At 61.5% G+C, this 19,021-nt stretch carries 22 protein-coding genes; 10 read left to right on the forward strand and 12 right to left on the reverse strand.

Annotation, left to right across the window (positions count from 1 at the left end):
• Position 1: 1 nt before the first annotated feature.
• On the forward strand, positions 2-628 hold the full coding sequence (locus AC1RR7_RS15775; RefSeq protein WP_273537211.1) for a DNA-3-methyladenine glycosylase family protein: 627 nt from the start codon (positions 2-4) through the stop codon (positions 626-628).
• Between the two features lie 13 nt (positions 629-641).
• On the opposite strand, the gene AC1RR7_RS15780 is transcribed toward AC1RR7_RS15775, so the two are convergent.
• From AC1RR7_RS15780 to AC1RR7_RS15790, 3 genes are all read right to left on the reverse strand, one after another.
• A complete protein-coding gene (locus AC1RR7_RS15780) occupies positions 642-1,739 on the reverse strand; it encodes an extracellular solute-binding protein (protein WP_493157952.1) in 1,098 nt (365 codons plus the stop codon).
• A 2-nt stretch (positions 1,740-1,741) separates the two neighbouring features.
• Entirely contained in the window at positions 1,742-2,857 is a 1,116-nt protein-coding gene (gene aguA / locus AC1RR7_RS15785; RefSeq protein ID WP_493157953.1) for an agmatine deiminase, read from the reverse strand.
• A gap of 99 nt (positions 2,858-2,956) precedes the next feature.
• Entirely contained in the window at positions 2,957-3,841 is an 885-nt protein-coding gene (locus AC1RR7_RS15790) for a LysR substrate-binding domain-containing protein (RefSeq protein ID WP_102621920.1), read from the reverse strand.
• 193 nt (positions 3,842-4,034) lie between these two features.
• Here AC1RR7_RS15790 and AC1RR7_RS15795 point away from each other — a divergent pair, with 193 nt between their 5' ends.
• On the forward strand, positions 4,035-4,832 hold the full coding sequence (locus tag AC1RR7_RS15795; protein ID WP_493157954.1) for a MipA/OmpV family protein: 798 nt from the start codon (positions 4,035-4,037) through the stop codon (positions 4,830-4,832).
• A 6-nt stretch (positions 4,833-4,838) separates the two neighbouring features.
• Here AC1RR7_RS15795 and AC1RR7_RS15800 read toward each other — a convergent pair whose 3' ends face one another.
• Positions 4,839-6,044: a molybdopterin molybdotransferase MoeA gene (locus AC1RR7_RS15800; protein WP_493157995.1), complete on the reverse strand. Its 1,206-nt coding sequence runs from the start codon at positions 6,042-6,044 to the stop codon at positions 4,839-4,841.
• On the reverse strand, positions 6,041-6,580 hold the full coding sequence (moaB, locus tag AC1RR7_RS15805) for a molybdenum cofactor biosynthesis protein B (RefSeq protein WP_065260324.1): 540 nt from the start codon (positions 6,578-6,580) through the stop codon (positions 6,041-6,043). The genes AC1RR7_RS15800 and moaB overlap by 4 nt, the downstream gene beginning before the upstream one ends.
• A gap of 298 nt (positions 6,581-6,878) precedes the next feature.
• Between moaB and AC1RR7_RS15810 the strand changes: the two genes are divergently transcribed.
• The 8 genes from AC1RR7_RS15810 to AC1RR7_RS15845 all read left to right on the forward strand — a co-directional run bounded on the left by AC1RR7_RS15810 (position 6,879) and on the right by AC1RR7_RS15845 (position 14,498).
• A complete protein-coding gene (locus AC1RR7_RS15810; protein ID WP_096820498.1) occupies positions 6,879-7,778 on the forward strand; it encodes a LysR family transcriptional regulator in 900 nt (299 codons plus the stop codon).
• A 160-nt stretch (positions 7,779-7,938) separates the two neighbouring features.
• A complete protein-coding gene (gene fdhD, locus AC1RR7_RS15815) occupies positions 7,939-8,781 on the forward strand; it encodes a formate dehydrogenase accessory sulfurtransferase FdhD (RefSeq protein ID WP_493157955.1) in 843 nt (280 codons plus the stop codon).
• Positions 8,778-9,263 carry a cyclic pyranopterin monophosphate synthase MoaC gene (moaC, locus tag AC1RR7_RS15820; protein WP_085698780.1) on the forward strand — a complete coding sequence of 162 codons (486 nt, stop codon included), beginning with the start codon at positions 8,778-8,780 and terminating at the stop codon, positions 9,261-9,263. Before fdhD ends, moaC begins: the two co-directional genes overlap by 4 nt.
• Positions 9,260-9,511: a MoaD/ThiS family protein gene (locus AC1RR7_RS15825; protein ID WP_096820496.1), complete on the forward strand. Its 252-nt coding sequence runs from the start codon at positions 9,260-9,262 to the stop codon at positions 9,509-9,511. Before moaC ends, AC1RR7_RS15825 begins: the two co-directional genes overlap by 4 nt.
• 3 nt (positions 9,512-9,514) lie before the next feature.
• A complete protein-coding gene (moaE, locus tag AC1RR7_RS15830) occupies positions 9,515-9,976 on the forward strand; it encodes a molybdopterin synthase catalytic subunit MoaE (protein WP_096820495.1) in 462 nt (153 codons plus the stop codon).
• 71 nt (positions 9,977-10,047) lie between these two features.
• Positions 10,048-11,394 carry a chromate efflux transporter gene (gene chrA / locus AC1RR7_RS15835; protein WP_493157956.1) on the forward strand — a complete coding sequence of 449 codons (1,347 nt, stop codon included), beginning with the start codon at positions 10,048-10,050 and terminating at the stop codon, positions 11,392-11,394.
• A gap of 422 nt (positions 11,395-11,816) precedes the next feature.
• Positions 11,817-13,181 carry a glutamine synthetase family protein gene (locus AC1RR7_RS15840; RefSeq protein ID WP_096820493.1) on the forward strand — a complete coding sequence of 455 codons (1,365 nt, stop codon included), beginning with the start codon at positions 11,817-11,819 and terminating at the stop codon, positions 13,179-13,181.
• Positions 13,182-13,214: 33 nt separating this feature from the next.
• On the forward strand, positions 13,215-14,498 hold the full coding sequence (locus tag AC1RR7_RS15845; protein WP_493157957.1) for an NAD(P)/FAD-dependent oxidoreductase: 1,284 nt from the start codon (positions 13,215-13,217) through the stop codon (positions 14,496-14,498).
• A 51-nt stretch (positions 14,499-14,549) separates the two neighbouring features.
• Here the strand turns inward: AC1RR7_RS15845 and AC1RR7_RS15850 are convergent, their stop codons facing one another.
• The 7 genes from AC1RR7_RS15850 to AC1RR7_RS15880 all read right to left on the reverse strand — a co-directional run bounded on the left by AC1RR7_RS15850 (position 14,550) and on the right by AC1RR7_RS15880 (position 18,995).
• Positions 14,550-15,335, reverse strand: a complete 786-nt coding sequence (locus AC1RR7_RS15850) for a DeoR/GlpR family DNA-binding transcription regulator (RefSeq protein ID WP_493066109.1) — start codon at positions 15,333-15,335, stop codon at positions 14,550-14,552.
• A 363-nt stretch (positions 15,336-15,698) separates the two neighbouring features.
• Positions 15,699-15,881 (reverse strand): hypothetical protein, encoded by a 183-nt coding sequence (locus AC1RR7_RS15855; protein ID WP_493157958.1) that lies wholly within the window; start codon positions 15,879-15,881, stop codon positions 15,699-15,701.
• A gap of 114 nt (positions 15,882-15,995) precedes the next feature.
• Positions 15,996-17,015 carry an AbrB family transcriptional regulator gene (locus tag AC1RR7_RS15860; protein WP_102621930.1) on the reverse strand — a complete coding sequence of 340 codons (1,020 nt, stop codon included), beginning with the start codon at positions 17,013-17,015 and terminating at the stop codon, positions 15,996-15,998.
• Between the two features lie 28 nt (positions 17,016-17,043).
• A complete protein-coding gene (locus tag AC1RR7_RS15865) occupies positions 17,044-17,466 on the reverse strand; it encodes an HD domain-containing protein (protein ID WP_493157959.1) in 423 nt (140 codons plus the stop codon).
• Positions 17,467-17,481: 15 nt separating this feature from the next.
• On the reverse strand, positions 17,482-17,871 hold the full coding sequence (locus AC1RR7_RS15870) for a hypothetical protein (protein WP_493073435.1): 390 nt from the start codon (positions 17,869-17,871) through the stop codon (positions 17,482-17,484).
• A 200-nt stretch (positions 17,872-18,071) separates the two neighbouring features.
• On the reverse strand, positions 18,072-18,506 hold the full coding sequence (locus tag AC1RR7_RS15875) for a hypothetical protein (RefSeq protein ID WP_371858326.1): 435 nt from the start codon (positions 18,504-18,506) through the stop codon (positions 18,072-18,074).
• Between the two features lie 57 nt (positions 18,507-18,563).
• Complete coding sequence (locus AC1RR7_RS15880; RefSeq protein ID WP_096820485.1) at positions 18,564-18,995, reverse strand: hypothetical protein; 432 nt, start codon at positions 18,993-18,995, stop codon at positions 18,564-18,566.
• Between the last annotated feature and the right edge of the window lie 26 nt (positions 18,996-19,021).

Below are 19,021 nucleotides of genomic sequence, written 5' to 3' on the forward strand. Positions count from 1 at the left end.
CATGCCCGATCCCTACCAACCGGCCAGCGAGTTTCTGGCCAGCCTCGACGCCGACTGGCAGCGCCACATCGCTGCGGTCGGCCCTTGCCTGCATCAGCCGCACCCGGCGCGCGATCCCTATGAATCGCTGGTGCGGGCGATTGCCTATCAGCAACTGCATGCCAAGGCGGGCGATGCGATTGTCGGGCGGTTGGTGGGGTTGTTTCCCGGGCAGACCTTTCCGCGTCCGGAGCAGATTCTGGCGACAGACTTCGATCGGTTGCGCGGTTGCGGGTTTTCGGCAGGCAAGATTGCGACGATTCAGGGGATTGCCCAAGCGACCCTGGACGGCGTGGTGCCGGATTACTCGACTGCGCTGGCGATGGAGGATGAGACGTTGATCGAGCGTCTGGTCAGCTTGCGTGGGGTTGGTCGCTGGACTGTCGAAATGTTGCTGATTTATAGCCTGGAGCGGCCGGATATTTTGCCGGCGGATGACTTTGGCGTACGCGAAGGATATCGCCGGCTGAAGGGGCTGGAGGTGCAGCCGACGCGCAAGCAGATGATTGAGATCGGGTTGGGGTGGCGTCCATTTCGCACGGTGGCGGCGTGGTATTTGTGGCGGGTGCCAAAAGTGCCCTCACCGTAAGTGAGGGCGGCTTTCAAAGGCCCGATTTCAACCGACTGAACGCCCTCACCAAAGCCCGGTTAAACACCTTCCCATTATCATTCTTGCTATACAACGAAGCCCTCACCGCCTCAGGCGGATACGTCCCCGGATCATTTCGAATCGCCGGATCGATCAACCCGTCCGCCGCCGTAATCGCGTTGGCGTAGTGAATGGTGTCAGTGATCGGCGCGATCACCTCAGGCGTCATCAGGTAATCCATCAGAGCCAATCCGGCCTCGGGGTGCGGTGCATCCTTGGGAATGACCATGGCGTCGAACCAGATCAGCGTGCCCTCCTTCGGAATCCGGTAATTCAACTTGAATGGTTTGTGTGCCGCCTCGGCCTGCCCCGCCGCAATCGCAACGTTGCCGTTCCACGACATCGCCACGCAGGTGTTGCCGTTGGCCAGGTCGCTGATGTTCAGGTCGTTGTCGAAGTAGCGAATGTACGGACGGATCTTCGCCAGTTGCTGCTCGGCGAGTTTCAGGTCATCCAGGCTCTGGCGGTTGATGTCCAGGCCCATGTACTTCATGACCGCGGCGAACACTTCGTTCGGATCGTTGAGCAGGCTCACCCCGCAATCGGCGAATTTCGACACCACCACCGGATCGAACAGCATCGCCCAACTGTCCCGTGGCGCCTCCGGCAGCCGCTGCTTCACGGCCTCCTCCTGATACCCGACGCCGGTGGTGCCCCAGGCGTAGATCCCGGCGTAGCGGTTGCCCGGATCGAACACCGCCATGTGCTGACGGAATTCGTCCCCAACCCCGGCAAAGTGCGGGAGCTGCTGTTTGTTTAAAGTCTGGATCGCGCCGCTCTCGATGGCTCTCGACAGGTGCTGGCCGGCGGTCAGCACCAGGTCGTAGCCGCTGCGGCCGGTGAGCAGTTTGGTTTCGACGGTTTCCAGTGAATCGAAGTGATCGGCGACCACCTGAATCCCGGTTTTTGCCTCGAAATTCTTCAGGGTGTCCGGGGCCAGGTACTCGCCCCAGATATACAGATTGACCACCGGTTTCGCCGTCTCGGCAGCCTGCACACACAGGGGTGCAAGCACCAGCAATAACGCTTTACTCAGTTTGTGCAGGCCCATGGTCAGACTCCTTTTTTCTGGCCGGCGTATTGCGGCATGGTGATGCACGCGACGTTGCCGCCACCGAGCAGGATTTCCCGGGAGTTTTCGATACCGACGATCTTGTGCTGCGGGAACAGTTCGGCGAGGGTCGCCAGCGCCACCTGATCGTTGCGATCACCGAACAACGGCACCACGATCGAGCTGTTGCCAGCGTAGTAGTTGATGTACGACGCACAGATCTTGGTGCCGGCCTGACGGGTGTGGGTGCTGTCCTGCTGATCGAGGCCTTCGGCTTCTTCGGCGGTCCACTCCAGCACGTCCGGTTGCGGCAGCTTGTGCACGATCAGCTCGCGGCCACGGCTGTCGCGGGTGCTGCGCAGGATGTCGTAGGCCTCCTGATAGATTTCCCATTGCGGATCGTCACGGTTGTCGGTCCATTGCAGCACCACTTCGCCGGGGCGCACGAAGCACGCGAGGTCGTCGACATGGCCGTCGGTTTCGTCGAATTTGCAACCGCGCGGCAGCCAGATCACTTGTTCGGCACCGAGGTAATCGGTCAGCCGACGGGTCACTTCGTTCTTGCCCAGATGCTGGTTGCGATTGCGATTGAGCAGGCATTGCTCAGTGGTCAGGATGCTGCCCTGGCCGTCGCTCTGAATGCCGCCGAGTTCGGCAATCAACGGTGCGCGATAACGGTCGAAGCGTTCAATTTCGAGGATTTTGCTGGCGATCTGATCGTCCTTGTCCCACGGGTAGTAGAGGCCGCCATCGAGGCCGCCGTAGGCGTTGAATTCGAAGTCCACGCCACGCACTTCACCGCTCTGGTCGTTGACCACGAAGCACGGGCCGCTGTCGCGGAACCAGGTGTCGTTGCAGGTCATCTCCACCACCCGCACTTGCGGCGGCAATTGGCGCCGAGCGGTGGCGAACTGCGCCGCCGAAGCGCAGACCGTCACCGGTTCGCTGTGGGAGATCGCGGTGACGATCTGCACCCAGACTTTCTGTGCCGGTTTCGCACCATTGCGCCAGACGTCGGTGCGCTCCGGCCAGCCGAGCCAGCAACCGGACTTGGCTTCGAATTCGCCGGGCAGACGGAAGCCGTCGAGTTTCGGGGTGGTGTCGAGCAAACGTGCCATGGTCAAACCTCGTCATCGGGATGGGAATGACCTCAGGCTACGGTCGCGAGCGGTCGGCTCGCCAACGATGATTATTTCGGAACAGTTGAATTCAACTCATCAATCCGCCAGTTGATCGTTGAACCATTCCAGCATCTGCGCCACCGCCGGACGCTCCAGCCGCACCCGCTCGCAGACCAGCGCGTATTGGCCCAGCGCGGTCATGCTGGAGGTGAACGGTCGCACCAGACGCCCGCTCTGCAAATCCTCCTGCGCGGTGAGGTTGTCGCCCATCGCCACGCCCTGCCCTTGCGCCGCCGCTTCCAGCGCCAGCCCGGCATGGGCGAAATACAACTGGCGCTCCGGGCGCAAATCGCCGGCATGGCTGGTCAGCCACGCGGTCCAGGTCTTGCCGTCCTGATCGTCGTGCAACAGGCAATGCCGGGCCAGGTCCTTCGGGGTTTTCAGGTTGCCCTGGTTGAACAGGCCGGGGCTGCACACCGGGAAGAACTGCAACGCCGGCAACGGACGGACGAAATACGCGCTGCTGTCCACCGGGCCGGTGCCGTAGGTGATCGCCAGGTCGATGTCCTCGCCGGGCGCCGTGGCGTCGATTGGTTGCTCGTAGAGGTGCAAAGTGATGTGCGGATAACGCGCGTAGAAATCGGTGAGACGGTTCATCAGCCACTTCTGCGCCAGCTCCGCCGTGACCGCCAGCCGCAAAACGGCAAGCGATGACGGATCGCGCAATTCGTCGCAGGCATCGCCGATCAGTTCGAAGGCTTGTTGCAGGCTCTGCATCAGGCGCCCGGCGGCGATGGTCGGGCGAATCTGCCGGCCCTCGCGGATGAACAGCGACACGCCCAGTTGTTCTTCGAGCTGACGGATCTGATGGCTGACGGCGCTGTCGGTGACGCACAGCTCGGCTGCGGCCCGGCCGAAATGCGCGTGGCGGGCGGCGCATTCGAAGGTTCGCAGGGCGGCCAGGGAAGGTAGTCGGCGCATGGGTTTGGGTCCCTTTTTTTCGCCCATGCTGACCGGGCTTTTCGCGGGCGTCCAGTTGCACCGCGTTATCGTTCGGCCGGGATTGAGCCGGTAGCCGCCTTCACAGTCTTTGACAGTTTCCCGACAAAGCTGCCAAAGATTGCCGGCCAGCCCCCGCCTAGCATGGCGCATCCACATTTCCCTCGGGTGCCCCATGCCGGTTTCGTTGCGTACGTTCTCGCTGTCCCTGACCTCCCTTTGCCTGCTGCTGCCCGGCGACTCGCTGCGTGCCGAAGACTGGCACACCACGCTGCGCGCCGGGGCTGCCAGTGCGCCGCGCTACAGCGGCAGCGATGAGCGGGTGGTGGCGCCATTGGTGGGTGTCGAAATCGTCAGCCCCTACGGCGTGTTCCTCGACACTAGCCGAGGCCTGGGCTGGGGTTTCGATGAAGAGGATTTCGGGCTCAGCGTCTACGTCGGTGCCAGCGACGTGCGCAAGGATCGCAAGACCGGATTCAAAGGCTCGGACGAGCTCAACGGCATGGGCTCGATCAAATCGCGCCCGGTGATCGGGCTTGACGGGACGTATCACATGGGCCCGATCATTCTCGGCGCGAGCTTCGAGCATGCGCTGGAAAGGGATGACGATGACCACGACACCGGTTCGGCCTGGAACCGCCTCAAGCTGAGCATCAGCGCGCCGTTCTACGAAGGGCGTTTCGGCAAAGTGGTCGGCGGTCTGAACAGCCAGTTTGGCGACAGCAACTACATGCGTACCTGGTACGGCGTCAGCGATGCGCAGGCCTCGCGCAGCCAGTTCCGGGCGTACAAGGCCCGCGCCGGGTTGATCAGTCGCGGCGCGGACCTGACGTGGTCGTTGCCTCTGGACAAACAATGGAGCGTCTCGACAGTGCTGGCGGTGCAATACCTGAACCACGAGGCGGCCGACAGCCCGATTGTCGAACGTCGGCTGCAGACCTCCCTCGCCGGGCAAGTGGCCTACACCTTTTGATCGTGCTCAGAACAGCTCGCTGAACGGAATGAAACGCAGTGGATCACCCATTCGCAAGGTGCTGTTCTCCGGAATTTCCACCAGCCCGTCGGCCCAGGTCGCGCCGAGCAGAACCCCGGAACTCTGGTTCGGATACAGCGCCGCCTGCCCGCCCTCCAGACGCACCCGCAGGTACTCGCGGCGACTGCCGGGTTTCGGCCAGTCGAACCCGGCATTGACGGTGAAACTCAGCGGCATCACTTCTTCCACGCCTTGAATGCGCAGCAGGTACGGGCGCGCCAACAGGCCGAACGTCACCAGCGCCGAGGTCGGATTGCCTGGCAGACCGATCACCGGCACCGTGCCGAAATGGCCAACCGTCAACGGTTTGCCGGGCTTGATCGCGAGCTTCCACAACAGCGGCTTGCCGCTGTCGCGCAGCACCTGGCCGAGGCAATCGGCATCGCCGGCAGACACGCCACCGGTGGTCAGAATCAGGTCAGCGGCCACCTGCAATTGCTCAAGTTTGAGTCGGGTCTGCGCCGGACGATCCGGCAGGATACCCGCGTCGATCACCTCGCAACCCAGTTCGCGTAACCAGTGATCGAGCAAGGTGCGATTGCTGTTGTAGATGCTGCCGGGACGCAACGGCTGGCCCGGTTCCACCAGCTCATCACCGGTCGACAGCAGCGCCACACGCGGTCGGCGCACCAGCGGCAAATGGGTCATGCCCTGCCCCGCAGCCACCGCCAGTTCGAACGGGCCAAGGCGTTTACCGGCGCGCAGCAAAGTATCGCCAACGCGGTTCTCCTGGCCCTGGGCACGGATGTTCTGGCCGACCTTCAGCGGTTGCAGAAACCGCACCCGGCCGTCCTCCAGCACTTCGACGTTTTCCTGCATCTCCACGCAATTGGCGCCGGGAGGCAGCGGTGCGCCGGTGAAGATCCGCGCGCAGGTACCGGGCAGCAAGGCGTCCGGCGCCAACCCGGCGTAGACCCGTTGCGAAACATTCAACGGCTGACGGTGCAGATCGGCGAGGTTCAAGGCGTAACCGTCCATGGCACTGTTCGGCCACGGCGGCAGATCGAGGGTGGCGACCAGATCGCTGGCCAATACTCGCCCGCGTGCCTCATTGAGCGGCACTGATTCGCTGTCCGGCAGGCGTTGTTCATTGGCCATCGCCAACAGTTGGTCGAGGGCGTCCTCGACCGGCATCAATGCAGTCTTGCTCATCCGCGTGGCCCGCAGGCTTGCACCGGCTTGAGGTGCGGGACGAAGTTGCATGGACGATGGCGGTTATCCAGTTGCTCGGCGAGGATGCCTTCCCACGCCGTGCGGCATGCGCCGGTGGAGCCCGGCAGGCAGCACACCAGCGTGCCGTTGGACAGGCCCGCCAGCGCGCGGCTTTGTACGGTCGAGGTGCCGATGTCGAGAATCGAGATGGCGCGGAACAGTTCGCCGAAACCGTCGATCTGTTTGTCCAGCAGGCACGCCACCGCTTCCGGGGTGCTGTCGCGCCCGGTGAAACCGGTGCCGCCAGTGATCAGGACCACCTGGATGTTGTCGTCGGCAATCCAGTGCGCGACCTGGGCGCGGATCTTGTACAGGTCGTCCTTGAGCAGGTTGCGTTCGCTCAACGTGTGGCCAGCCTCCAACAGACGGCTGACCAACAACTGGCCGGAAGTATCGCTGGCGTAATCGCGGGTATCGCTGACCGTCAGCACGGCAATATTCAAGGGAACAAACAGGGCATCCGCTTTAACACTCATGGCACTCTCCGGCATTCGCCAATTCAATTGGGCCAGAGCCTAAGTGCCACTTATGAAGACTGTCTAATCACTCTAACCAACCGCATTATCGACCCGCTCTATCGGTCATTTTTCCACGAACGTCGACTACCGTTCGCGCCAATGAAACCGGCCGTCATCGAAACCCTCGATAGCCTCTTCAACGCTTCCGATTGGACGTAAAACGCGATCAATGGGATCGTCACCCCCTGCGCTTTCCGTGCGCCGTACGCATCTGCGTCAATACTCAATCAAAATTCTCAATCGAGCAGGTGCCATCGTGGACATCAAACAACTCAAGTTCCTGATCGCGCTGGACGAAACCCGTCACTTCGGCCAGGCCGCCGCGCGTTGCCACATCACCCAGCCGACCCTGTCGATGCGCCTGCGTAATCTGGAAGACGAGCTGGATCTGGTGCTGGTCAATCGCGGCCAGCGCTTCGAAGGTTTCACCCAGGCCGGCGAACGCGTACTGGCCTGGGCCCGCACGCTGCTGGCCGCCCACGACGGGTTGTTCGCCGAAGCCGCCGCCTGCCGCGGGCAACTGGTCGGCAGTCTGCGCCTGGGGCTGGTGCCGCTGAGCAACTTCAATCCGGTCAATTACATTCAGGGTTTGTCCGCGATCTATCCGGAGCTGAAATACAGCCTATCGTCGCTGAGTTCCAACGAAATCATCGAAGGCCTGGGCAACAATCAGCTGGACCTGGGCGTGTGTTATCTGGATCACGTCAACCCGAACTACTTCGATTTCTTCGAGATCGGAGAAACCCGCGTCGGCCTGCTCTACGACACCCGCCACTTCCATTTCGAAGGCCCGGAAATGAGCTGGGAAGACGCCGCCGAACTGCCGCTGGGGATGATCACCACCGGCATGCATTACCGCAAATCCATCGACCTGAGTTTCCGCAGTCGCGGCCTCAACCCGCAGCCGATCATGGAAAGCGACTCGACCTATCAACTGTTGCAGGCGATTCACCAGGGTTTCTGCTGCTCGATCATGCCGCTGGACAGTGGTCTGCAAGAGCCGATCGAACACCTGGCCTTCATCAACCTGCCGGATGCCAGCGTACTCGCGCCGCTGGGGCTGGTGATGCGCAAGACCGAACCGCGCTCGGCGATTGCCGAAAAGTGTTTTGCCGAGGCGCGCAAGATGTTCGGGATCGAGGCGCCTGCCGTTTAACACCCCCTCAAGTAGCCTGAAACGTTGCACTTCGGTGCAACGCTTTCAACTTCGCCAGCAGTGATCGACCAATCCAATCACTGCATCGGAACAAGCGATTGGACGCACTTTTCGCTGCCCCGTAGCCTGAACTCACTTCAGCGCTTCGGGGACTTTCAAGATGCTGTGCCAAGTTGAACAACTCATCGAACCGGGCGACGCCAACGCCCCCGCGCCACAACCTTCGCCAGTGGCTTACCGCGAATACCTCGACGACGCGCCTGTGTCCCACGCGGCGCTGGCGGCGGAGATCGCGTTGGCTATCAGCTACAACGGCTTGAATCAGGCCGTGATGATGGTCTCGCCGGGCAACATCGAGGACTTCATTCGCGGCTTCAGTCTGAGCAACGCCATCGTCGACAGCCTCGACGATATCCACGACATCCGTCTGACTCACTTTGACCAGGCCTGCCAGGCCGACGTGCAGATTTCCAGCCGCGCGTTCTGGGCCCTGAAGGATCATCGCCGGCAGATGGCGGGCACCAGCGGTTGTGGCCTCTGCGGCGTAGAAGCCCTGGAGCAAGCGCTGCCGCAACTGGAGATCCTGACGCCGACACCGTTGCCACCGGCCGCGCATTTCGAGGGCATCCGCCAACGCATCGAACAAGCCCAGCAACTGGCCCGCAGCAGCGGCGCCCTGCACGCAGCGTTGTACTTCGACGCCGACGGCGAAGCGCTGCTGTGCCGCGAAGACATCGGCCGCCACAACGCCCTCGACAAGTTGATCGGCGCCCTGCAATTCGAAAACCTCGATGCGCGTCAGGGCTTCGTCGTGGTCACCAGCCGTTGCAGTCTTGAATTGATTCACAAAGCCGTGCGCGCCCGTCTTGGCACCCTCGTCAGCCTGTCCGCCCCCACCGCGCTGACCGTGCGTTGGGCGCTCAAGCACCGCTTGAACCTGATCCACGTCCCGCACCGCAACGCCCCCCGAATCTACAGCCCGATCCAGGAGCAAACCCCATGAGCGACACCCTCACCCACCTCGACGATCAGGGCCGCGCCAACATGGTCGACGTCAGCGACAAGGCCGCGACGCGCCGCGAAGCCACTGCCCAGGCCTGGGTGCAGATGCGTCCTGAAACCCTGCAAATGATTCAGTCCAACGGCCACCCCAAGGGTGACGTGTTCGCCGTGGCGCGGATCGCGGGGATTCAAGCGGCCAAGCGCACCCACGAGTTGATTCCGCTGTGTCATGCGCTGTTGCTCAGCTCGATCCACGTCGAACTCAAGGCCTGCGAACCGGACCGCGTGCAGATCACCAGCACCTGCCGCCTCACCGGCCAGACCGGCGTCGAACTCGAAGCCCTGACCGCCGCCAGCGTCGCCGCGCTGACGATCTACGACATGTGCAAAGCGGTGGACCGGGCGATGGTCATCGGCGACATCCGTCTGCTGAGCAAACAGGGCGGCCGCTCCGGCCATTTTCAATGGGAGAACCCGCAATGATTCTGATCAACTACTTCGCCAGCTACCGTGACCGGCTCAATCTGGGCGGTGAAAAGATTCCGGCCAGCAGCGCCCTCGCCAGCGTAGAGGACGTGCGGCAGATGCTGATGCAGCGTGGCGACTTGTGGCGCGAAGTGCTCGGCGCCGGCAACCTGATGTGTGCGGTGAATCAGGAGCTTTGCCAGCCGGATCAGGCCATCGAGGATTTCGACGAGATCGCGTTTTTCCCACCGGTCACGGGAGGTTGAGCCATGGGCGTTCGAGTCCAGCGTAAAAGCTTCGATGCCGGTCAGTTGATTGCGGATTTGCATGCACGCAATCCACGGGTGGGCGCGGTGGTGAATTTCATCGGTTACGTGCGTGATCTGAATGTCGGCCAAACGGTTAACGAACTGTTCCTCGAACACTATCCGGGCATGACCGAGAAGGCTTTGGAACAGATAGCCGAACAGGCCCGCGAGCGCTGGCCGCTGCTGGCGGTGGAGATCGTGCATCGGGTCGGCGCGCTGTCGGTGAGCGAGCCGATCGTGTTTGTCGGCGTCAGCAGCAAGCATCGGCATGCGGCGTTTGAGGCCTGCGCGTTCATCATGGATGTGCTGAAGACGCGCGCCCCGTTCTGGAAGCGTGAGACCACGCCCGAGGGCTCGCATTGGGTTGAGGCGCGGGAAAGTGATCAGAATGCGGCGTTTCGCTGGAGTCTGGCGCATGCCTGACGGGGCACTGTCGGATGCAACAAAAGCCTGATTAGATAGCGGTTCCCGACGATTCGAACGTGGAGCCGCACTTGAGCACAACGCCCCCTGAGGATTTGCCCCGCCCCCAGCCTGTCAGCCTGCGCCAGGCCTGGCCCTTCTGGCTCAAGCTCGGCTGCATCGGTTTCGGCGGCCCCGCCGGGCAGATCGCGATCATGCATCAGGAACTGGTGGAGCGCCGGCGCTGGATTTCCGAGCGACGCTTCCTGCATGCACTCAACTACTGCATGTTGCTGCCCGGCCCGGAGGCCCAGCAACTGGCGACCTACATCGGCTGGCTGCTGCACCGCACGGGCGGCGGCGTGCTGGCCGGGGCGCTGTTTGTGCTGCCGTCGCTGCTGATCCTGATTGCCCTTTCCTGGATTTATATTGCGCTTGGCGACGTGCCGGTGGTGGCCGGGGTGTTTTACGGGATCAAACCGGCGGTGACCGCGATTGTGTTGCACGCGGCCCATCGCATCGGTTCGCGGGCCTTGAAGAATGGCTGGCTGTGGGCGATTGCCGGAGCAGCGTTCGTGGCGATTTTCGCCTTCAACGTACCGTTCCCGCTGATCGTGCTTGGTGCGGCATTGATCGGGTATTTCGGCGGACGCTGGGCGCCGCAGCGGTTCAACCACGGCGGTCATCGTGGCAGCGAAAAATCCTTCGGCCCGGCACTGATCGATGACGACACGCCAACGCCCGAACATGCGCGATTCAGCCTGCCGAGGCTGCTGCGTCTGGTGCTGGTCGGTGCGTTGCTGTGGTGCCTGCCGATGGCGCTGCTGACCGCGCTGTTCGGCTGGAACGGCACCTTCACGCAGATGGGCTGGTTCTTCACCAAAGCAGCACTGCTAACGTTCGGCGGCGCTTACGCGGTGCTGCCCTATGTGTATCAAGGCGCGGTCGGGCATTACGGCTGGCTGACGCCGACGCAGATGATCGACGGCCTGGCCCTGGGCGAGACCACGCCGGGGCCGCTGATCATGGTGGTGGCGTTTGTCGGGTTCGTAGGGGCTTACGTGCAACCGACGTTCGGCCCGGAGCATGCGTTTGCCGCCGGTGCGCTGGCCGCGACGCTGGTGACCTGGTTCACCTTTCTGCCTTCGTTCCTGTTCATCTTCGCCGGCGGACCGCTGGTGGAGTCGACCCACAACGAACTGAAGTTCACCGCACCGCTGACTGCGATCACCGCCGCCGTGGTCGGGGTGATCCTCAATCTGGCGTGTTTCTTTGCCTATCACGTGTTTTGGCCCCAGGGTTTTGCCGGGCAACCTGACGTCTTTTCTCTGTTGCTCGCGGCGGCGGCAACCCTCGCGCTGTTTGTGTTCAAGCGCGGGGTGATCGAGGTGTTGATCGTTTGCGCCCTCGTCGGGCTGGGGTTTCACCTGTTGCGCTGAACCCGGGGCTTGTCATGCCCTCCGGAATCAGGCGTTTACTTATCCGGGAGTTCCCCCTTACTATCCAGCCACACCGGCATGGCGGGACACTCCCGCCGCCGACGTTTTCCGCCAACGGAAACACGCGTCATGAGCACGTCACTACAACAATCAGAATCGTTGAACGTCTCTGCACTGTGCGCCCTCCTTCACAGGGGCCGCGCATGAATCGCATCGTCAATCTCCCCATGGCCCTGAGCCGTTCCAAGCTGCGTCACTCCGCACGCCCGCCGGATATCTGCCTGTCCGTCTGATCGCGCCGTTAAAAACCGCGACAGTCCCCCTCTTTTTTCGATATCCCTGCCAGGACGCCCGCGCCTATTGCCGAGCTGCGTCCGGCCCGAATCTGCGCGCCTGTGCGGCGCCATCGTGAGTGATTGATTATGAAATTCGCAGCCATTGAAGACGCCCGTCGCTTTCTCGATCAGAACCCCGACATCGATATGATCGAGCTGTTCATCCTCGACGCCAACGGCGTACCCCGCGGCAAGTTGTTGCACCGCGAAGAACTGCTCGCCGTGTACGAAAGCGGGCGCCCGCTGCCAAGCACCATCCTCGGCCTGACCGTGCACGGCGAGGACGTGGAAAATTCCGGTCTGGTGTGGGATGTCGGCGACATCGACTGTCGCGCCTACCCGCTGGAAGGCAGTCTGGTGCGCCTGCCGTGGCGGCAGATTCCGACCGCTGCGGTGCAGGTCAGCATGCACCCGGAACAAGGCATGCCGGCGAGCATTGCCGACCCGCGTCACTTGCTGATCAACGTGATCGACCGCTTGAAAGCCGAGGGTTACCACCCGGTGATGGCCTGCGAACTGGAGTTCTATCTGCTCGACGCCAAACGCGATCACAACGGTCGTCCGCAACCGGCGCTGGATGCCGACGGCGGTCGACCGAGGCACACGCAGGTCTACGGTTTGCGCGAGCTGGAGCAGATCGAACCATTCCTCGCCGACCTCTACAGCGCCTGCAAACTGCACGGCATTCCAGCCCGCACGGCGATCTCGGAATACGCGCCGGGTCAGGTGGAAATCACCCTCGAACACGGCGATGCGCTGGAGGCGATGGATCAAGCGGTGCGCTACAAACGGCTGGTCAAAGCCGTGGCGCACAAGCACGGGATGCAGGCGACGTTCATGGCCAAGCCGTTCGATCACCTGGCCGGAACCGGCATGCACATGCACGTCAGCCTCGCCGATGCCGAGGGGCGCAATCTGTTTGCCTCCGAAGATCCGGCCGGCACGCCGCTGTTGCGCACGGCGATTGGCGGGATGCTCGCCTCCTTGCTCGATTCGCTGCTGCTGTTCTGCCCCAACGCCAACTCCTACCGCCGCTTCCAGGCCAACAGCTACGCGCCACTGGCGCCGACCTGGGGCGTCGACAACCGCACCGTCAGCCTGCGCGTGCCTGGCGGCCCGGCCAACACCCGGCACATCGAACACCGCATCTGCGGCGCTGATGCCAACCCGTATCTGGCAGCGGCGGCGATCCTGGCGGGCATTCATCGCGGCATAAAAGAAGACATCGATCCGGGCGAACCGGTGCAAGGCAATGGCTATGCGCAGGCGAAAGAATTGCTGCCGACCGACTGGCTGACCTCGCTCACGGCGCTGGAACAATCGGTGTGGGCGCGTGATGCACTGGGGCAGGCGTTTCTCGGGGTGTATCTGGCAGTGAAGCGTGCGGAATACCGGCAGTTCATGGCCGAAGTGGGTGAGCAGGACTGGCGCTGGTATCTGACCGAAGCCTGATCCGTTCTTCCTCTTTTTGCCTTGGATACCGACATGACTGAACGCAGCAATTCCTACTACACAGCCACCCTCAACCGCGACACCGACTACCCGACCCTGCAAGGTCGGCACAAGGTCGATGTGGTGATCATCGGCGGCGGTTTCACTGGCGTCGCCACCGCCGTCGAACTGGCCGAAAAAGGCCTGAAAGTCGCCATCGTCGAAAGCCACAAGATCGGCTGGGGCGCCACCGGGCGCAACGGCGGCCAGGTCACCGGCAGCCTGTCCGGCGACGGCGCGATGCGCAAACAGATGCGCAATACGCTGGGCGATGAAGTCGACGACTTCATCTGGCACCTGCGCTGGCGCGGGCACGAAATCATCCAGCAACGGGTCGAGAAATACGGAATCGATTGCGACCTCAAGCACGGCCATTTGCACGCCGCCTACAAGCCGAGCCACATGGCCGGACTGCGCAGCGACTACGACGAGGCCGTGCGTCGCGGCATGGGCGATGAGGTCAGCCTGCTCGACCGCAGCCAGGTGCGCGACCTGCTGCAAAGCGACCTCTATCACGGCGCGATCAAGAACACTCGCAACATGCACCTGCACCCGCTCAACCTGTGCATCGGCGAGGCACGGGCAGCGGAAAGCCTCGGCGCACTGATCTTCGAAAACAGCGAAGTGCTGGAGATCATTCACGGCGACAGCCCGGGCGTTCGCACGGCCCACGGCCGGATCGACGCCAGTCAAGTGCTGCTGGCCGGCGACGTCTACCACAAGCTCGAACCGGGCCAGCTCAAGGGCAAGATCTTCCCGGCCATGGGCGGCATCGTCACCACCGAACCGTTGGGGAATCTGGCCAAACAGATCAACCCCGAAGACCTCGCCGTGTACGACTGCCGCTTCGTCCTCGATTACTACCGCCTCACCGCCGATGGCCGCCTGCTGTTCGGCGGCGGCGCCAACTACAGCGGCAAGGACTCACGGGACATCGCCGGCGAACTGCGCCCGTGCATCGAACAAACCTTCCCGGCGCTCAAAGGGGTGAAGATCGACTACCAGTGGAGCTGCGCGATGGGCATCGTCATCAACCGCATCCCGCAACTGGGCAAGCTTTCGGACAACGTCTGGTATTGCCAGGGCTACTCCGGCCACGGCATCGCCACGACCCACATCATGGGCGAAATCATGAGCCGGGCGATCACCGGGCAGATGCAGCAGTTCGACACGTTTGCCGCGTGCTCGCACATTCGGGTGCCGATGGGGGATCTGCTGGGGAATCCGATGCTGGCCGCCGGCATGTGGTACTACCAGATGCTGGAAAAACTGCGCTGATTGAACGGGCCCCATCGCGAGCGGTGGGGCCTTTTGTTTCGCTCCAAAACGTCAGTCCTGCAACTGCTCCACCTCAATCCCCAACCGCCGGTAATCCTCGGCGCTCCCCGACGCCAGATGCCGCTCGGTGATCAACGTATGCACCCGATTGCACGGCGCAACCACGAACGGCTCCACCGCCCCCAGCTTGTCCGCCGTGGTCACGGCGATCACCTGCGCCGCACTGTCGAACAACGCCTGTTTCACCGGCACTTCATCGAAATACAGCGAGCTCAGCCCCACTTCCGGATGAATCGCGCAAACCCCGGTAAACAGCACATCCGCCTTGATGCTTTGCAGCAGTCGCACCGTTTCGTGGCCACTGACCGACATCGTCGCCAGGTTGAGCTGCCCGCCCGCCAGAATCACTTTGATGCCCTTGTATTCAGCCAGGGTGATCGCCGTCATCGGTGATGTGGTCACAGCCGTGATCGAGATATCCGAGGGCAACGAACGGGCGATCTGCAAGGTGGTGGTGCCGGAATCGAACAACACGATCTGACCATTCTTCACCCTGCCTGCCGCCAGCTGCGCGAGGCTGGTTTTCACCTCGTCGGTTTCACTGATCCGCGTGAAGTAATCCTTGCCGGTATCCTTCGGTCGCGGCAGCGCCCCACCGTGCACCCGCTGCACCAGCCCGGCGTTGTCCAGCTCGGCCAGATCGCGGCGGATGGTGTCTTCGGACACCGCAAAGTGTTGGCTCAACTCGGAAGCCATGACCTTGCCGTCACGTTCGAGAATCAGAAGGATTTTCTGCCGACGCAGGGAGGGGAGCTCGGCAACGGAATGATCGTGCATGGTTATGCCTGTTTGTGCTTGTAGTTGCAGGTTTAACGAGACTAACCAAAGCCTCGGGCAAACACAAACCGGCTGGTATCAATTGTTTCGATCATTGAAATCATGAAGCCGAATTTTTTCTTTGCATCGGGCCTGTTCACAATGGCACCACTTCAATAAGGCTCAGGATGAACACCCATGAATCTCAATTTTGCGTTTGCGTGCATGATCGTCGTGTCGTTTGCGATTGCCTTGGGGCACGCGTGATTTACGCGGGCACCGGCTTCACGTAGTGAAGGATTTACGGCGCACCTCTAATTGCCTTATCTCGAGTTTTCCTGTCGGCTGCCAGGCAGCCCAGGCTCACAATCACGTCACAACAGATCAATCTTCTTCGGGCGCGAAGAACTTGACGACAAACTCCCCGCCCCGCTCGTTCAACAAAATGATCCGAGCGCAATTCCAGCATCTGAGAAGCATGTCGGACTCTGCAAACAGCTTGTCGACGAGTTGATTGGCGGACATTTGATGGCCATCCGGCAGATCAAGCGCATCCTCTGAAGCCACCAGAGATACACCCGCCCCGCAAAACCAGTTTTTGTGAACCAGCTCATCACATTTGCACCGAACCCATGACCCCATGACCTACCTCAAGACACAAATAAGTGAACGACGCACAAATCACACCTCTTCCCGCGCTCTACGCACCTGCACCAACAACGCCGGCGCAAAGTGCAGCACCACCATCCGCACCAGATGGTGAGTCAGGATAAACACCACGTTCAACCCGCCACCAAATGCCACGATGGCAATGGTCTCGATCGCTCCCGGCATGTACGCCAGCCACAGCGACAACGCATCACTGCCCAGCAATCGCGCCGCCACTTCGGCGAATCCCGCTGCGACCAGAATCATCAAACCCACCGAGACCAACGCCGTGCGGCCATGACGGGCCAGTTCCGCAAAGCCGAGGCCCTGGAACCGTGAGCCGATCCGCGCCCCGAGAATCAACGCCGCCAGATTCAAACTCCAGTCCGGCATGTGAAAGCCGTGCAGCCATCCCGATTTCACGAACACAGCGGTGATGATGATTGCCGTCAACATGAACGGCGCCGGCACACCCATCGCCAGCAGCAATCGCCCGACCACCACGCTGAGGAAGATCACCGACAGCACGGTCAACGCCATGCCTGTCGACAGCGGATCGGCTTCGGCAACGGCGACCGATACCGGCCCGGGAATCAGGAAACTCACCAGCACCGTGATCAGCAACAACCGCATCAGGTGCACGATGATGACTTTGCTCGATGCCTTCTCCGACTCCAGCAAATCAAACACCGCCGCCAGCGCCCCCGGATACACCGCCAGCAATGCATCCGTGCGGTTCCACCCTGCCCCTCGCGCCAGCCACCAGGCGGACAGCGCGACCTGCACCGTCAGGCACAGCAGCAACACGCCGAGGCTTGGCAACATCGTCGAAACGGTCGCACTGTCCCACGCTTCGAACATCAACCCGGTAGCGATGCCCAGCGTGACCTGGATGTAACCCAGCCCATAAGGCGTCGCAGGCACGAAGCCGAACCGGGTGACGACAAGTGCGGTGACGAGGATCGAGCCCAACAGCAAACCGTGAGGCACGCCCTCGAACTGCAACAGCGCACCGAATCCGGCAGCGATCAACAAACACAGAATGGATTTCATGGTCGCCTTCCTGGCTATTCAAATTGAGTCAGGCGCGCAACCGTCCGATCGCCCGCCGATATTTCTCGATCCGCTCCAGATCCTCCCAACTCGGCGAGGCAATCCGCGACAGGTCGCTGTTCTCTTCCAGATCCGCCAGTTTAACCACCCGCCCAATCGGGTTCTGCGCCGCACGCTCGACGAAATCCTCGTAGGATTCACCCGGCACCTTGGTCACCGATTCGATGGCTGACAAGACTTCTTCGCTGAAGCCTTCCTTGCGCAAATCCTCCAGGCTGATGCCGCAGTCCTCGACCACATCGTGCAGCACCGCGACGATGCGCTCTTCCAGGCTGCTCATGCGCAACATGACTTTCAGCGGATGCAAAATGTACGGCGTACCGCCCTTGTCCACCTGCCCGGCGTGGGCCGTGGCGGCAATGGCGATGGCGCGTTCCAGAGTCTGAGTCATGGGCGTTTCCTCGGGTTAGACGCCGTACCGACCGCCGACGTGAATGTTGCGTTTGAGCCAACGGCCAATCGCCTGCAAACGGCCGGTTGGCTGCGCCGGCTCGGCGTATTGCTGGAGGATCAGCGAAACCAGATCAGCCTGATCCGCCGCCGGATGAGCGTCCATCAAGTCGGCCACCCAGGCGCAGTTGGCCTTCTTCAAATGCTCCCGCCACTCGCCCGGCCACGCCTCCAGCTCATCCAGCGCCAACCACCGCGCACCACCCTGATTGGCATGCCCGCCGCCGATCGATTGCTCGAAGCAGAACGGCGTTGTCGGGCGGGACAGGTCGATGCTGAAGATATAGATGTCCTGGGTTTTGTGCTGCGGCGTGGGGGCGTTGTTGCGGCTGCCGATCTGAATCATGCGCGGTTCCGTCCGTGGGAGAGGCGTTACAACTTGTTTCGCAGTCTACGACGTGGTGCCGATGGGGGGAACCTTTGGCGATGAGCCGGGTTGTGGCAAGTGAAAGGTTTGACTGGGCAGTCCGGGGATTCCGTTTCAGTCGCCCACAAAAAAGGGACACCGTTGGGTGTCCCTTTTGGCGTTTGGGGTAAGCCAATCGATCAATGTTTCATGGCTTCACACTGACGGCGCAGGTCCTGATCACCAATGCCGCTGCAATTGCCGTTTCCGGTTTTGGCCTCACAGAAACGGCGCTGGTCCTGATTATCGATACCGCTGCAATTGCCGCTTCCTGTCTCTGCTTCACACATTCTTCGAAGATCCTGACTGCCAATCCCGCTGCAATTACCACTGCCGGACTTTGCTTCGCAATATCTGCGCTGATCCTGATCGTTGATGCCGCTGCAATTGCCATGGCCAGTTTCTGCCTCGCACATCCTGCGTAAATCCTGATTGCCGATCCCGCTGCAATTGCCGCTGCCAGTCTTGGCTTCGCAATATCTGCGCTGATCCTGATCGTTGATGCCCGAGCAGCCAGCGAAGGCATGGCCGGCGAAGGCAAACATCAACAGCATCGCAAGTATTTTCTTCATCACACGCTTCCTTGGCTTACCAGTAAACAGACTGGCACTGGTTGACGCAATCACACCCAATCAACGCTTCATCGCTTCGCACTGATTACGCAGATCCTGGCTGCCGATACTGTTGCAACTGCCACCACGGGTTTTGGCCTCACAGAAAAGACGCTGATCCGTGTCATTGATCGAGTTGCAGCTACCGCCTCCTGTTTCTGCATCGCACATTCTGCGCAGAGTCGTATCGTTGATGCTGTTGCAACTGCCGCCACGGGTTTTGGCCTCGCAGTAACGACGTTGATCCCCGTCATTGATCGAGTTGCAACTACCACTGCCTTTTTCCGCATCGCACATCCTGCGCAGGTCCGTATTGTTGATGTCGTTACAGCTGCCACTGCCGGACTTGGCCTCGCAATATCTGCGCTGATCCGGATCGTTGATATTCATGCAGCTAGCAAAGGCATGGCCGGCAAAGGCAAACATCAACAACATCGCCAGTATTTTCTTCATCACACGCTTCCTTGGTATTCCAGTCA

It is taken from the genome of Pseudomonas sp. GW821-FHT11G12 (assembly GCF_058808055.1).

Bases quoted from the DNA above. Each gene is read 5' to 3' on its own strand.
- AC1RR7_RS15840 (WP_096820493.1), top strand. From the start codon at position 11,817: ATGAAATTCGCAGCCATTGAAGACGCCCGTCGCTTTCTCGATCAGAAC.
- AC1RR7_RS15845 (WP_493157957.1), top strand. From the start codon at position 13,215: ATGACTGAACGCAGCAATTCCTACTACACAGCCACCCTCAACCGCGAC.
- moaE (WP_096820495.1), top strand. From the start codon at position 9,515: ATGGGCGTTCGAGTCCAGCGTAAAAGCTTCGATGCCGGTCAGTTGATT.
- AC1RR7_RS15800 (WP_493157995.1), bottom strand. From the start codon at position 6,044: ATGAGCAAGACTGCATTGATGCCGGTCGAGGACGCCCTCGACCAACTG.
- AC1RR7_RS15825 (WP_096820496.1), top strand. From the start codon at position 9,260: ATGATTCTGATCAACTACTTCGCCAGCTACCGTGACCGGCTCAATCTG.
- aguA (WP_493157953.1), bottom strand. From the start codon at position 2,857: ATGGCACGTTTGCTCGACACCACCCCGAAACTCGACGGCTTCCGTCTG.
- AC1RR7_RS15865 (WP_493157959.1), bottom strand. From the start codon at position 17,466: ATGACTCAGACTCTGGAACGCGCCATCGCCATTGCCGCCACGGCCCAC.
- AC1RR7_RS15795 (WP_493157954.1), top strand. From the start codon at position 4,035: ATGCCGGTTTCGTTGCGTACGTTCTCGCTGTCCCTGACCTCCCTTTGC.
- moaC (WP_085698780.1), top strand. From the start codon at position 8,778: ATGAGCGACACCCTCACCCACCTCGACGATCAGGGCCGCGCCAACATG.
- moaB (WP_065260324.1), bottom strand. From the start codon at position 6,580: ATGAGTGTTAAAGCGGATGCCCTGTTTGTTCCCTTGAATATTGCCGTG.
- fdhD (WP_493157955.1), top strand. From the start codon at position 7,939: ATGCTGTGCCAAGTTGAACAACTCATCGAACCGGGCGACGCCAACGCC.
- AC1RR7_RS15850 (WP_493066109.1), bottom strand. From the start codon at position 15,335: ATGCACGATCATTCCGTTGCCGAGCTCCCCTCCCTGCGTCGGCAGAAA.
- AC1RR7_RS15860 (WP_102621930.1), bottom strand. From the start codon at position 17,015: ATGAAATCCATTCTGTGTTTGTTGATCGCTGCCGGATTCGGTGCGCTG.
- AC1RR7_RS15870 (WP_493073435.1), bottom strand. From the start codon at position 17,871: ATGATTCAGATCGGCAGCCGCAACAACGCCCCCACGCCGCAGCACAAA.
- AC1RR7_RS15880 (WP_096820485.1), bottom strand. From the start codon at position 18,995: ATGAAGAAAATACTGGCGATGTTGTTGATGTTTGCCTTTGCCGGCCAT.
- AC1RR7_RS15780 (WP_493157952.1), bottom strand. From the start codon at position 1,739: ATGGGCCTGCACAAACTGAGTAAAGCGTTATTGCTGGTGCTTGCACCC.
- AC1RR7_RS15790 (WP_102621920.1), bottom strand. From the start codon at position 3,841: ATGCGCCGACTACCTTCCCTGGCCGCCCTGCGAACCTTCGAATGCGCC.
- AC1RR7_RS15775 (WP_273537211.1), top strand. From the start codon at position 2: ATGCCCGATCCCTACCAACCGGCCAGCGAGTTTCTGGCCAGCCTCGAC.